Origin of the sequence: Pseudomonas arsenicoxydans (assembly GCF_006438915.1) — a bacterium.
Classification (GTDB): domain Bacteria; phylum Pseudomonadota; class Gammaproteobacteria; order Pseudomonadales; family Pseudomonadaceae; genus Aquipseudomonas; species Aquipseudomonas arsenicoxydans_A.
In genome coordinates, this window is sequence record NZ_RCZE01000013.1 from 211,852 (window position 1) to 224,527 (window position 12,676).

At 60.4% G+C, this 12,676-nt stretch carries 12 protein-coding genes; 6 read left to right on the forward strand and 6 right to left on the reverse strand.

Annotated elements, in window-relative coordinates; all coding sequences use genetic code 11:
• The 5 genes from EAH78_RS25280 to EAH78_RS25300 all read left to right on the forward strand — a co-directional run bounded on the left by EAH78_RS25280 (window position 1) and on the right by EAH78_RS25300 (window position 5,280).
• Window positions 1-1,155 (forward strand): NnrS family protein, encoded by a 1,155-nt coding sequence (locus tag EAH78_RS25280; protein ID WP_140670074.1) that lies wholly within the window; start codon window positions 1-3, stop codon window positions 1,153-1,155.
• Between the two features lie 231 nt (window positions 1,156-1,386).
• Window positions 1,387-1,842 carry a (2Fe-2S)-binding protein gene (locus EAH78_RS25285; RefSeq protein ID WP_140670076.1) on the forward strand — a complete coding sequence of 152 codons (456 nt, stop codon included), beginning with the start codon at window positions 1,387-1,389 and terminating at the stop codon, window positions 1,840-1,842.
• Between the two features lie 24 nt (window positions 1,843-1,866).
• Window positions 1,867-4,035, forward strand: a complete 2,169-nt coding sequence (locus EAH78_RS25290) for a xanthine dehydrogenase family protein molybdopterin-binding subunit (RefSeq protein WP_140670078.1) — start codon at window positions 1,867-1,869, stop codon at window positions 4,033-4,035.
• A 1-nt stretch (window position 4,036) separates the two neighbouring features.
• A complete protein-coding gene (locus EAH78_RS25295; protein WP_140670080.1) occupies window positions 4,037-4,615 on the forward strand; it encodes a hypothetical protein in 579 nt (192 codons plus the stop codon).
• A gap of 74 nt (window positions 4,616-4,689) precedes the next feature.
• Window positions 4,690-5,280, forward strand: a complete 591-nt coding sequence (locus EAH78_RS25300; RefSeq protein WP_140670082.1) for a diguanylate cyclase domain-containing protein — start codon at window positions 4,690-4,692, stop codon at window positions 5,278-5,280.
• Window positions 5,281-5,284: 4 nt separating this feature from the next.
• On the opposite strand, the gene EAH78_RS25305 is transcribed toward EAH78_RS25300, so the two are convergent.
• Both EAH78_RS25305 and EAH78_RS25310 read right to left on the reverse strand, forming a co-directional pair.
• Entirely contained in the window at window positions 5,285-6,562 is a 1,278-nt protein-coding gene (locus tag EAH78_RS25305) for an amidase (RefSeq protein ID WP_140670084.1), read from the reverse strand.
• Window positions 6,559-6,984, reverse strand: a complete 426-nt coding sequence (locus EAH78_RS25310) for a VOC family protein (protein WP_140670086.1) — start codon at window positions 6,982-6,984, stop codon at window positions 6,559-6,561. The genes EAH78_RS25305 and EAH78_RS25310 overlap by 4 nt, the downstream gene beginning before the upstream one ends.
• A gap of 114 nt (window positions 6,985-7,098) precedes the next feature.
• Between EAH78_RS25310 and EAH78_RS25315 the strand changes: the two genes are divergently transcribed.
• On the forward strand, window positions 7,099-7,965 hold the full coding sequence (locus tag EAH78_RS25315; RefSeq protein ID WP_140670088.1) for a LysR family transcriptional regulator: 867 nt from the start codon (window positions 7,099-7,101) through the stop codon (window positions 7,963-7,965).
• A gap of 185 nt (window positions 7,966-8,150) precedes the next feature.
• Here the strand turns inward: EAH78_RS25315 and fabI are convergent, their stop codons facing one another.
• From fabI to EAH78_RS25340, 4 genes are read right to left on the reverse strand one after another with little or no spacing between them, the layout of a single operon-like run.
• Window positions 8,151-8,945: an enoyl-ACP reductase FabI gene (fabI, locus tag EAH78_RS25325; RefSeq protein WP_008152082.1), complete on the reverse strand. Its 795-nt coding sequence runs from the start codon at window positions 8,943-8,945 to the stop codon at window positions 8,151-8,153.
• 24 nt (window positions 8,946-8,969) lie between these two features.
• The gene (locus EAH78_RS25330) at window positions 8,970-10,577 is read right to left on the reverse strand and encodes an ABC transporter ATP-binding protein (RefSeq protein WP_140670090.1); all 1,608 of its coding nucleotides are present in this window, start codon (window positions 10,575-10,577) and stop codon (window positions 8,970-8,972) included.
• A gap of 1 nt (window position 10,578) precedes the next feature.
• Window positions 10,579-11,598 (reverse strand): ABC transporter permease, encoded by a 1,020-nt coding sequence (locus tag EAH78_RS25335; protein WP_140670092.1) that lies wholly within the window; start codon window positions 11,596-11,598, stop codon window positions 10,579-10,581.
• Window position 11,599: 1 nt separating this feature from the next.
• Window positions 11,600-12,673: a microcin C ABC transporter permease YejB gene (locus EAH78_RS25340; protein WP_140670094.1), complete on the reverse strand. Its 1,074-nt coding sequence runs from the start codon at window positions 12,671-12,673 to the stop codon at window positions 11,600-11,602.
• Window positions 12,674-12,676: the final 3 nt, after the last annotated feature.

The window sequence follows — 12,676 nt, forward strand, 5'->3', positions numbered from 1 at the left end:
ATGAAAAAACTCGCCGCCGCACCGGTGTTCAGCCTCGGGTTTCGACCGTTTTTTTTCGCCGGTGCGGTGTTTGCGCTGGTGGCAGTGGCGATCTGGGCGCTGTGGTTGTACGGCCGATTACCCGGTGCGCAGCCCATTGGCGGCATGTTGAGCTGGCATCGGCATGAGATGCCGTTCGGATTTGCCACGGCCATCATTGCCGGGTTTCTGTTGACGGCGGTGCCGAACTGGACCGGGCGTCCCGGCTTGAGCGGCTGGCCTCTGATCGGGTTGTTGCTGGTGTGGCTGGTGGCGCGATTGGCTTGGTTGCTGCCGGTCCCTGCGTCCATTCTGATTGCTGCGCAGACGCCGTTTCTACCGTTCCTGGCCTGGATGCTGGGTCGGGACCTGGTCGCGGCCGGCAAGCGTGAGAACTATCCGATTTTGTTGGTGGTTGCCTTTATGGCGGGTTGCCAGGCGTTGACGCTGTGGGGCATCGCCACCGATGACGCCGGGTTGCAGCGACACGGTGTGCTGGCGGCCCTGTGGCTGGTGGCAGCGCTGATGACGGTCATTGGCGGGCGGGTCATTCCGTTTTTCATCCAGCGTGGCTTGAATCGCCCCGCCACACCTGCGACTCATCCGTTGCCCACTAAAATGCTGCTGGTGAGTTCATTGCTGGCGGCAGTGTCCTTCGCCTGCGGGTTGAATGACAGCCCGAGGGCGTGGTTGTCCGCGTTGTTTCTGCTGATAGGCACTCTGCATCTACAGCGCTTGTGGCGTTGGCATGATCGAGGTACCTGGCGGGTACCGCTGCTGTGGTCGCTGTACCTGGCGTATGCCTGGTTGGTGATAGCTGCGCTGGGAATGGCGCTGTGGCATGCGGGCCTGATGCCACAACAGAGTCTGGCGACCCACGCGCTGGCGGTGGGCGGCATCGGCGGGTTGATCCTGGCGATGATTGCCCGCGTCAGCCTTGGCCATACCGGTCGACTGTTGCAGCCGTCAAAAACCGTGGTGCTGGGTTTTGCCTTGCTGATCGTCGCGGGTGTGTGCCGGGTGTTGCTGGTTCCATTTTCCGGGGCCGGGCTGGGACTCTCGGCGCTGCTGTGGTGCGCGGCGTTTGGTCTGTTCCTTTCGCGCTACACGATGATCCTGTTCAAGCCACGGGTCTAACCTGATAGTCGATCCACGTCAGCCGTGCAGTCCTGCCGCAGCAAGCCCATTCACTACAAAAGCTGCACACAACGGCCGCCCATTTGAGGCGGCCTTTGTGTGACCGGTGGTCGATGAACCGGTCTCGCCCGGCATTTTGCGCTTAGCTGAAGGGATAACCCAAGGCGCGCACAGGTATTTGATTGTCATGGCGACGCCCTTCAGAACACCGTGAGTCTGAGGAAATTCGCAATGCTGACCCTCAACATCAATGGCAAGGATCAGGAGTTGGATGTCCCCGCGGACATGCCGCTGCTTTGGGTCTTGCGCGATGTCGCGCACCTCACCGGCACCAAATTCGGGTGCGGCATGGCCCAGTGTGGCGCCTGCACCGTGCACGTCGATGGCGCGCCATTACGCGCCTGTATCACGCCCGCGACCGCCGTGGCCAATGGGCAAAAAATCCTCACCATCGAAGGCCTGTCCACCGACGGTTCGCACCCGGTCCAGCAAGCCTGGGCCGAACTCGATGTGGTGCAGTGCGGCTACTGCCAATCCGGACAAATCATGTCCGCCGCCGCGTTGCTGGCGAAAATTCCCAAACCCACCGACAGCGACATCGATCAGGCGCTCTCCGGCAACATCTGCCGTTGCGGCACTTACCCAAGGATTCGTGAAGCCGTCAAACGCGCCGCCGAGATCGGTTGATGCCATGTGGAAGGAATCAGAACTATGAACAGCATCCTGGACGTCTCGCGACGCGGATTTCTCAAGGGCAGTGCCGTGTTGGGCGCAGGACTGGTGGTGGCGTTCGTCATCCCCGGCGCCCATCGTTTTGCCGTGGGCGCGGAGAATGAGGGCAATATTTTTGCGCCCAATGCTTTCCTGCGCATCGGCAACGACAACAGCGTCACCGTGCTGCTCGGCCATTCGGAAATGGGCCAGGGCATCTGGACCGGCCTGACCATGTTGATCGCCGAAGAGCTGGACGCCGACTGGTCGACCATTCGCGTCGAGCACTCACCGGCATCGGCCGCCGAGTACGGGTTGCCCGGGTTTGGCGGGATGCAGATCACCGGCGGCTCGACGTCGACCTGGATGGAGTTTGACCGCTACCGGCAGGCCGGTGCGGCGGCGCGTTTGATGCTGATCGATGCAGCGGCCAAGCGCTTCGACGTTGCGCCTTCGCAGATCCGCACCGAGTCGGGCGTGGTGATTGCCGGCGACAAGCGCGCCACCTATGGCGAACTGGCGGACGACGCCGGCAAGTTGCCGGTGCCGGATCCAGCCTCCATCAAATTCAAGGAGGCCAAGGACTGGAAGGTCATCGGCAAACCCACCAAGCGCCTGGACACGCCGGAGAAAATCACCGGCCGGGCCAAGTTCGGCATGGACGTGCAGTTCGACGGCTTGATGACCGCCATGGTCGCCCGGCCGCCGGTGTTCGGTGGCAGCGTCAAATCCTTCGAGGGCGCCGAGGCATTGGCTGTGCCGGGCGTGCATAAAGTCGTGCAGGTGCCCACGGGCGTGGCGGTGATTGCCGATCATTACTGGGCCGCGAAGCTGGGGCGTGATGCGCTGAAAGTCGACTGGGACCTGGGGCCGAACACCGGGCTAGACAGCCATAAACTGTTGGAGAGTTTCCGCAAACTGGCTGCCACGCCCGGAATTTCCGCGAGCAAGGCGGGCGATGCAACGGTCGCACTGGGCAAGGCGACGAAGAAGATTGACGTCGAATACAGCGTGCCGTACCTGGCCCATGCGCCGATGGAGCCGCTCAATTGCACGGTGAAAATCAGCAAGGACACATGCGAAATCTGGACCGGCACGCAGTTTCAGACGCTGGATCAAATGATTGCGGGCAAGATCACCGGGCTCAAGCCCGAACAGGTCGAAATCCACACTGAATTCCTCGGTGGCGGCTTCGGTCGTCGGGCCAATCCGACCTCGGATTTTGTCGCCGAAGCCGTCCAGGTCGCCAAAGCCGCCGGCGCTCCGGTGAAAACCGTGTGGTCACGCGAAGACGACATTCGCGGCGGTTACTATCGCTCGATGTTCCTGCATCAGGCCAATATCGGTCTGGATGCCGGCGGCATGCCGATCGCCTGGAAACATGTGATGGTCGGACAGTCGATCATGGACGGCACCGCGTTTGCGGCCATGATGGTCAAGGATGGCGTCGACAAGACTTCGGTCGAAGGTGTCGTCGACAGCCCCTACCTGGAAGACCTGGCCGATCACCAAGTGGAACTGCATTCGCCGAAAACCGGCATCAGCGTGTTGTGGCTGCGTTCGGTCGGGCACAGCCACACAGCGTTCGTCATGGAATCGTTGATCGATGAACTGGCCGAGGCGGCCGGCAAGGACCCGGTTGAATACCGACGAGCCTTGCTAAAGAACCATCCGAGGCACTTGGGCGTGCTCAATCTGGCGGTCGAGAAAGCCAACTGGACCGCGCCGTTACCCGATGGTCATGCGCTGGGCGTGGCGGTGCATGAGTCGTTCGGCAGCTACGTGGCGCACGTCGCCGAAGTGTCCCAGGACAACCTGAAAATCCGCGTGCACCGGGTAGTGTGCGCGGTGGACTGCGGGATTGCGGTCAACCCGATGAGCATCGCGGCGCAAATGGAATCGTGCATCACGTTTGGCCTCGGCTTCGCCTTGCACAGCAAACTGACCGTCAAGGACGGGCAGGTGATGCAATCCAACTTTCACGATTATCAGGTGTTGCGGCTCAACGAAATGCCGGTGGTTGAAGTGCATATCGTGCCCAGCACCGAACGGTCCGGCGGCATCGGTGAGGCCGGCGTTCCACCCACCGCGCCGGCCGTTGCCAATGCAGTGTTCGCCCTGACCGGGCAGCGCTTGCGTGAGCTGCCGCTGCAACTGTCGGGGGTATGACATGAAACGACATTTGATGTTGGGTGCGGTGCTGTTGATTGGCCTGGCTGGCTACACCGAAGACCTGTTCGCCGACGACAAGGAAGCGATCAAGGCATTCGATACGGTGCAGAAAGTCTTCCAGAGTCCGCGTTGCCAGAACTGCCACATTCCGGGGGATTCGCCGCTGCAGTTCGATGCCGCAACCCCGCATGCCATGAACGTGGTGCGCGGGATGGACGGCAAGGGCGCGGCGGGGTTGCCCTGCGCAACCTGTCACGCCGAGACCAATCCGCCGGCCAGTTACGGGCCGCACGCGCCACCGGGAGCGCCGCACTGGAGCCTGCCGCCGGCGTCGCACAAGATGGCCTGGATCGGCCTGCCGGCAGACAAGTTGTGCGCGATGATCAAAGACCGCGCCAGCAATGGCGACCGTGATTTTGCTGCACTGATCAAGCATGTCAGCGACGACAAACTGGTGCTGTGGGGCTGGAATCCCGGCGAGGGCAGGGCGCCGGTGCCGGTGCCGCACGACATTTTTGTCACGCAATTCAAGCTGTGGGCCGAGGCGGGTGGGCCGTGTCCGGTGCTGGGTAGCTGACCGGCGGTCCGTTAACAGGGAGTCAATGCAGGTATGGCCGACTCTAAAGACCATATCCGCCAACGGAGTGAGTCATGTTGATCCCAGGCAAACCGGTGAAAAACGGCGTTCGCGCTGATCCATTGCGTTCGCCACAACAGGAACGTCAATTGCTGCGCGACCTGGCCCGCAAGGCTGAGCAAGAGCTGATGGGCGTGCAGATGGCGAGCATGGACGAGTTGACGCTGCTGCCCAACCGTCACGGTTTCACCGTCTTGGCGCAACAGGGGCTGGACGCCTGTCAGCAACTCGACAAGCCGACGACGCTGTTGCTTTTCAAGCTCGATGACCTCAAGCACATCAACTACTTGTATGGCCGCGCCGAGGGCGACCGTGCGCTGAAAACTTTCGCCGATGTGCTGCGAATCGCGTTTCGCGAAAGCGATGTGATCGGCCGGCTCGGCAGCGACAAATTCGTTGCCTTGCTGCTGGGTTCAAGCGTCGTGGATATCGCCGCTGTCCGGGCGCGACTCGAAGAAATACTGGCCGAGCGTAACGCCACGGTGCATCGCCGTTCTGACCTGCACTTCAGTCTCGGACAGATCGAATATGACCCGCAGTTGCATCAGTCAGTGGAAGAGCTGCTGACCGTGGTCGATGAGCGCTACGCGCTGAAAAACCGCTGATGATTCAGCGTTGAACGATCCCTTGCAAGTCCACTGCAATGTGCTCGGCGGTACGCAATAAGTGTCCATCGTCCCTGAACCGTCCGATCAGCTGTAACCCGATCGGTAGATCGCCTTCGGCGCGAATCAGCGGAAGATTGACCTGCGGCCAGCCAAACGCTCCCCAGAACTTGATGAAGTCTGATGGTCCAGTGCTTTCAAGGCCAAGAGGCGCGACCATCCCGCAAGAGGCACCGAGCATGGCGTCGAAGGGTTGGCAATGTTCGTGAAGTTGTGGGGCGAGTCGGGCAAGACGCGCCTTGGCAGCTGACTCCTGTTCCCAGGTTGTCGCCGCCGCTCGCTCGAACATGGCCAGTGTCGAAGGGCTCAATTGAGTCCGGTGCCGTTGAAATTCCTTTGCCAGCGAACGGGCGCCTTCGCAGTCGTTGATCAGCTGATGGTCGTCGAACACACCGGCAAATTCATCGGGTAGCCGGACATCGCTCACTTGATGGCCGGCGTTCCTTAGTTGATCCGCCGCGTGTTCCAGAGATCGAGCCACTTGCGGGTCCACCTGATCCCAGCGTGACGTGCGGCAGAAACCCAGTCGCAGTGGCCGCCGTTCGACCTCAGGCACGACGAAACCAGGAATCAGCACTCGCGCCACCAACTGCAGATCGCGCACCGATCGACCATACCAACCCACGGTGTCGAAGCTCGGCGCCAGCGGTTTTACCCCCTCCAGTGACACCAGCCCCAATGACGGCTTAAAGGCAAAGAGGCCGCAGTAGGACGCTGGCTTGAGCAATGAGCCAGCGGTCTGGGTGCCCAGCGCCAACGCAAAGAAACCCGCTGCCATCCCGGCTGCCGAGCCCGCGCTGGAACTGCCGGGCGTGCGAGTGAGGTCATGCGGGTTGCGGGTTGGACCGGTCTGCATATACGCAAACTCGGTGGTGTGGGTCTTGCCCATGATCAGCGCGCCGGCCTGGCGCAGCAGAGTGACGACGTGGGCATCGCGGGACGGTTGATGGCCGGTATAAATGGGCGAGTGGAATTGCGTGGGGTAGTCAGCGGTGTCGAAGATGTCCTTGATGCCCACGGGAACGCCGGCCAGCAGACCTTGGCCCTTGTTCTGCGCCGCATCGGCGCGAACCTGTCGGGCATCGAACGAGACGAAGGCCTGGATATCCGGTTCCTGCGCAAAAATGCGCTCAATCATCGTTTCTGCGACGGCGACGGGCGTCGTCTCACCATTGATCACCGACTCGCTGATATGTGTGGCGTCCGGGGCAGGGCGGATCATTTGGCAAACAACTGACTGATGTCCCTGAACGCCTTGAACTCCAGCGCATTACCGCAAGGGTCGTACAGGAACAGGGTGGCTTGTTCGCCCACCTGACCCTGAAAGCGAATGCCCGGTTCGATCACGAACGACGTGCCCAGTGCGGTCAGCCGCTGCGCCAGCGCCTCCCATTCATTCATGCCCAGCACCACACCGAAATGCGGGACAGGCACGTTATGGCCGTCCACGGCATTGGTGTGCGCGTCTTCCTGAGAAGCGTTTTTTGGCGCGAGGTGAATCACCAGTTGATGGCCGAAAAAATTGAAATCGACCCAGTGATCGCTGGAACGACCCTCTTCCAGGCCGAACACCTCGCCGTAGAAGTTTCGTGCGGCGGTCAGGTCATACACCGGGATCGCCAAGTGGAAAGGGGACAGTTGCATGGGGCAGGCCTCGAGTGGTCGTTGTGTGACGCTGAGTTTAGCGCTGTGCTTTTTGATTAAAAGACGATAGTTTTTGCGTCGAGCTCAAATTATTTCGATCAATCGGAGGCGGTCATGCTGCGCGAACTCAAAACGTTCATTGCCGTGACGCGGTACGGCACTTTCGCGGCAGCGGGGATGCACATTGGTCTCACGCAATCGGCGGTCAGTGCGCAAATGCGCAATTTGGAGCAGGCGCTGGGTATTCGCCTGTTCGACCGTACGGGGCGCCAGGCGATTCTCAACGCCGCAGGGCAACGGGCGTTGCCGATGGCCAGGGAGATGCTGGAAACGTTCAGCCGCATGGCGGTCAGTGATGACGTCAGCGAGTATCGCGGCGAGTTGAAGATTGGTGCTGTGGCCACGGTTCAGACCGGGTTGCTGCCCCAGGCGTTGTTGCGGTTGAGGCAGCAGGCACCGTTGCTGGAGCCGAAACTGGTGCCGGGCGTGTCGCTGAATCTGTTGAGCCAGGTGGACACCGGGGAGGTGGATTTGGCGATTCTGATCAAGCCACCGTTTGAACTGCCCAAGGAGTTGTTGGCGCAGGTGATTCGCCGGGAGCCGTTCGTGCTGATCGTTCCAATGGACCTTGAAGGCGATGACCCGTTACAGATCCTCGCCAATCATCCGCATGTGCGCTATGACCGCAACTCGTTCGGCGGACGTCTGGTGACACGGTTTCTGCGTGAGCAACAGATAGACGTGCACGTCGCGCTAGAACTGGATGAACTGGAAGCCATTGTGAAAATGGTTGAGTGTGGGTTGGGTGTTTCGCTGCTGCCCGAGGCGGGGTTGTGGCTGGAGTATGGGGCGAAGGTCAGGATTATCCCGTTGGGTGAGTTGACGTTTTATCGGGAGATTGTGCTGTTGCAGCGCTACAGCCAGCGGACACAGCCGATTCAGCAGCTGTTCGCCAGGTGCCTCACCCAGCCCAATGGCTAAACACAAATTCCCTATGGGAGCGGGCTTGCTCGCGAATGCGGTAGATCATTCAACACTTGTATCGACTGACACACTGCCTTCGCGAGCAAGCCCGCTCCCACATTTGACCGTGTCGATCCTGACGATTATTTCAGGCATAAAAAAACCCGCCAGTAACGGCGGGTTTTTTATTGGCTAGCTGAAGATCACTCTTCCAGGCTACCCATCGCAGTGGTGTTGAAGCCACCGTCCACGTACATGATTTCGCCGCTGATGCCGGACGCCAGGTCCGAGCACAGGAAGGCGCCGGCGTTGCCGACTTCGTCGATGGTGACGTTGCGACGCAGCGGGGTTTGCGCTTCGTTGGCAGCCAGCATCTTGCGGAAGTTCTTGATGCCGGACGCAGCGAGGGTGCGGATCGGGCCAGCCGATACGCAGTTGACGCGGGTGCCGTCCGGGCCCAGGGAGCCGGCCAGGTAACGCACGCCAGCTTCCAGCGAAGCCTTGGCCATGCCCATGACGTTGTAGTTAGGCATGGTGCGCTCGGCGCCCAGGTACGACAGGGTCAGCAGGCTGCCGTTGCGGCCTTTCATCATTTCGCGACCGGCTTTAGCCAGGGCCACGAAGCTGTAGGCGCTGATGTCGTGAGCGATGCGGAAACCTTCACGGGTGGTGGCTTCGGTGAAGTCGCCGTCCAGTTGGTCGCCCGGGGCGAAGCCGACGGAGTGCACGATGCAATCCAGGCCGTCCCACTTCTTGCCCAGCTCAACGAAGACCTTGGCGATTTCTTCATCGCTGGCCACGTCGCACGGGAAGCACAGGTCAGGGTTGGAACCCCAGCTCTGGGCGAACTCTTCGACACGACCCTTGAGTTTGTCGTTCTGATAAGTGAAGGCAAGCTCAGCGCCCTCGCGATGCATGGCGGCAGCGATGCCGGATGCGATGGACAGCTTGCTGGCGACACCGACGATCAGTACGCGCTTACCGGCGAGAAAACCCATGTGTTGCTCCTCTCTTTCAGGTTATTACGCAGTGGCCGGTGCCAGGAAAGCGGCTTCCAGCAACTGCTGTGTATACGGATGTTGGGGGGCGGCAAAGATACTTTGCGCGTCTCCCTGTTCGACCACTTGGCCATGCTTGACCACCATCAACTGGTGGCTCAGCGCTTTGACGACAGCCAGGTCATGGCTGATAAACAAATACGTCAGGTTGTACTTGGTTTGCAGTGAACGCAGCAGCTCCACCACTTGGCGTTGTACGGTGCGGTCGAGGGCCGAGGTCGGCTCGTCCAGCAAAATCAACGCCGGTTTTAGCACTAATGCCCGGGCAATGGCGATTCTCTGCCGTTGCCCGCCGGAAAATTCGTGGGGGTAGCGGTGCCGGGTTTCCGGATCCAGACCTACCTCCTTCAATGCTGCAATGATCGCTTGTTCCTGTTCCGCCTCGGTGCCCATCTTGTGGATCCGCAGGCCTTCGCCAACGATCTGGCTCACGCACATCCGTGGGCTCAGGCTGCCAAACGGGTCCTGAAACACCACCTGCATCTCGCGGCGCAACGGTCGAACTTCGTTCTGCGTCAGGCAGTCTAGCTGCTTGCCTTCAAAACGGATCGCGCCTTTGCTGCCGATCAACCGCAAAATCGCCAGGCCGAGCGTCGATTTTCCCGAACCGCTTTCACCGACAATCCCCAGGGTCTGCCCCTGGGGCAGGCTGAAATTGATCCCGTCCACCGCTTTGATGTGGTCAACGGTCTTTTTCAGCAGGCCTTTCTTGATCGGGAACCAGACTTTCAAGTCCTCGACTTGCAGCAATGGCGGCCCCACTGCATTGGTCGCCGGCGTGCCGCTGGGCTCCGCTGCCAACAGTAACCGAGTGTACGGATGCTGCGGCGCGCGGAACAACTCTTCGCACGATGCCTGTTCGACGATGCAACCGCGCTGCATGACACATACGCGATGCGCAATTCTTCGCACAAGGTTCAAATCGTGGCTGATCAGCAGCAGCGCCATGCCTAGGCGGGCCTGTAATTCCTTGAGCAATTCGAGGATTTTCAGCTGAACGGTCACGTCCAGCGCGGTGGTCGGCTCGTCGGCGATCAGCAATTCCGGCTCATTGGCCAGGGCCATGGCGATCATCACCCGCTGGCGCTGGCCGCCGGACAATTCATGGGGCAAGGCTTTAAGGCGTTTTTCCGGCTCGGGAATCCCGACCATTTCCAGCAGTTCCAGGGTGCGCTTGGTCGCCACTTTGCCGATCAGGCCCTTGTGGATGCCCAACACCTCGTTGATCTGCTTTTCGATGGAATGCAGCGGGTTCAGCGAGGTCATCGGTTCCTGGAAGATCATCGCGATCCGGTTGCCGCGGATGTGACGGATGGTCTTCTCTTTCAGGTCCAGCAGGTTGTGCCCCGCGTACTCGATGGTGCCGGACGGGTGCCGGGCGATCGGGTAGGGCAGTAGCCGCAGGATCGAGTGGGCCGTGACCGATTTGCCGGAACCGCTTTCACCGACCAGCGCCAGGGTTTCGCCACGGCGGATATCAAAACTCACGCCTTCGACCACGCGCTGAGCACGATCGCCGATACCAAACTCAACGGACAGGTCGCGCACTTCGATCAGATTGTCCTGATTCATTTCACTTCCTCGGGTCGAAGGCATCGCGAGCGGACTCGCCGATAAACACCAGCAAACTCAACATCAATGCCAGCACTGCAAACGCACTGATGCCGAGCCATGGGGCTTGCAGGTTGGATTTGCCCTGAGCCACCAGCTCGCCCAGCGACGGCGCGCCGGGCGGCAAACCGAAGCCCAGGAAGTCCAGAGCGGTCAGGGTGCCGATGGCGCCGGTCAGGATGAACGGCATGAAGGTCATGGTCGAGACCATCGCGTTGGGCAGAATGTGGCGGAACATGATTGCACCGTTCTGCATCCCCAATGCCCGCGCCGCGCGCACGTATTCGAGGTTGCGCCCGCGCAGGAACTCGGCGCGCACCACGTCCACCAGGCTCATCCACGAAAACAGCAGCATGATCCCCAGCAACCACCAGAAGTTCGGCTGCACAAAACTGGCGAGGATGATCAGCAAATACAGCACCGGCAACCCGGACCAGATTTCCAGGAAACGCTGCCCGGCCAGGTCGACCCAGCCGCCATAGAAGCCCTGCAAGGCCCCGGCAATCACGCCGATGATCGAACTGAGAATGGTCAGGGTCAGGGCGAACAACACCGAAATCCGGAAGCCGTAGATCACCCGCGCCAACACATCACGGCCCTGATCGTCGGTGCCCAGCAGGTTATCCGTCGACGGTGGCGCCGGGGCCGGGACTTTCAGGTCGTAGTTGATGCTTTGATAGCTGAACGGAATCGGCGCCCACAGCACCCAGGCATCCTTGGCCTTGAGCAGTTCGCGGATGTAGGGGCTCTTGTAGTTGGCTTCCAGCGGGAACTCACCGCCGAAGGTGGTCTCCGGGTAGCGCTTGAGCGCCGGGAAGTACCAGCTGTTGTCGTAATGCACCACCAGCGGTTTGTCGTTGGCAATCAGCTCGGCACCCAGGCTCAGGCCGAACAACACCAGAAACAGCCACAGCGACCACCAGCCACGCTTGTTGGCCTTGAACAATTCAAACCGGCGTCGATTGAGCGGAGACAGGTTCATCTCAATGCTCCCGGCTTTCGAAGTCGATGCGCGGATCGACAAAGGTGTAGGTGAGGTCACCGATCAATTTCACCACCAGGCCAAGCAAGGTGAAGATAAACAGCGTGCCAAACACCACCGGGTAATCGCGGTTGATCGCCGCTTCAAAACTCATCAGCCCGAGGCCGTCGAGGGAGAAGATCACTTCCACCAGCAACGAGCCGGTAAAGAAAATCCCGATGAACGCCGACGGGAATCCGGCGATCACCAGCAACATGGCGTTGCGGAATACATGGCCGTACAGCACACGGTGGCGAGTCAGGCCCTTGGCCTTGGCGGTGACCACGTACTGTTTGTTGATCTCGTCGAGAAAACTGTTTTTGGTCAGCAGGGTCATGGTCGCGAAGTTGCCGATCACCAGCGCCGTCACGGGCAAGGCCAGGTGCCAGAAGTAGTCGAGGATTTTGCCGCCCATGCTCAGTTCTGAAAAATTATTCGAGGTCAGTCCACGCAACGGGAACCAGTCGAAATAGCTGCCGCCGGCGAACACCACGATCAGCAGGATCGCAAACAGGAACGCCGGGATCGCGTAGCCGACGATGATCGCCGAACTGGTCCAGACATCGAAATGGCTGCCGTGTCGAGTGGCCTTGGCGATCCCCAGCGGGATCGACACCAGGTACATGATCAGCGTGCTCCACAGCCCGAGGGAGATCGACACCGGCATTTTTTCCTTGATCAGGTCGATCACCTTGGCATCGCGAAAGAAGCTGTCGCCGAAGTCCAGCGACGCATAGTTCTTCACCATGATCCACAAGCGTTCTGGCGCTGATTTGTCGAAGCCGTACATGTGCTCGATTTCTTTCACCAAGGCGGGGTCCAGGCCCTGGGCGCCGCGATAGGAGGAACCGGCCACCGACACTTCGGCACCGCCACCGGCAATGCGGCTGGTGGCGCCTTCAAAGCCTTCGAGCTTGGCGATCATCTGCTCAACGGGGCCGCCGGGTGCGGCCTGGATGATCACGAAATTGATCAGCAAAATGCCGAACAAGGTCGGAATGATCAGCAGCAGTCGCCTAAAAATATACGCCAGCATCTG

Coding starts and splice junctions, on each gene's coding strand:
- EAH78_RS25280 (WP_140670074.1), top strand. CDS start 1: ATGAAAAAACTCGCCGCCGCACCGGTGTTCAGCCTCGGGTTTCGACCG.
- EAH78_RS25285 (WP_140670076.1), top strand. CDS start 1,387: ATGCTGACCCTCAACATCAATGGCAAGGATCAGGAGTTGGATGTCCCC.
- EAH78_RS25290 (WP_140670078.1), top strand. CDS start 1,867: ATGAACAGCATCCTGGACGTCTCGCGACGCGGATTTCTCAAGGGCAGT.
- EAH78_RS25295 (WP_140670080.1), top strand. CDS start 4,037: ATGAAACGACATTTGATGTTGGGTGCGGTGCTGTTGATTGGCCTGGCT.
- EAH78_RS25300 (WP_140670082.1), top strand. CDS start 4,690: ATGTTGATCCCAGGCAAACCGGTGAAAAACGGCGTTCGCGCTGATCCA.
- EAH78_RS25305 (WP_140670084.1), bottom strand. CDS start 6,562: ATGATCCGCCCTGCCCCGGACGCCACACATATCAGCGAGTCGGTGATC.
- EAH78_RS25310 (WP_140670086.1), bottom strand. CDS start 6,984: ATGCAACTGTCCCCTTTCCACTTGGCGATCCCGGTGTATGACCTGACC.
- EAH78_RS25315 (WP_140670088.1), top strand. CDS start 7,099: ATGCTGCGCGAACTCAAAACGTTCATTGCCGTGACGCGGTACGGCACT.
- fabI (WP_008152082.1), bottom strand. CDS start 8,945: ATGGGTTTTCTCGCCGGTAAGCGCGTACTGATCGTCGGTGTCGCCAGC.
- EAH78_RS25330 (WP_140670090.1), bottom strand. CDS start 10,577: ATGAATCAGGACAATCTGATCGAAGTGCGCGACCTGTCCGTTGAGTTT.
- EAH78_RS25335 (WP_140670092.1), bottom strand. CDS start 11,598: ATGAACCTGTCTCCGCTCAATCGACGCCGGTTTGAATTGTTCAAGGCC.
- EAH78_RS25340 (WP_140670094.1), bottom strand. CDS start 12,673: ATGCTGGCGTATATTTTTAGGCGACTGCTGCTGATCATTCCGACCTTG.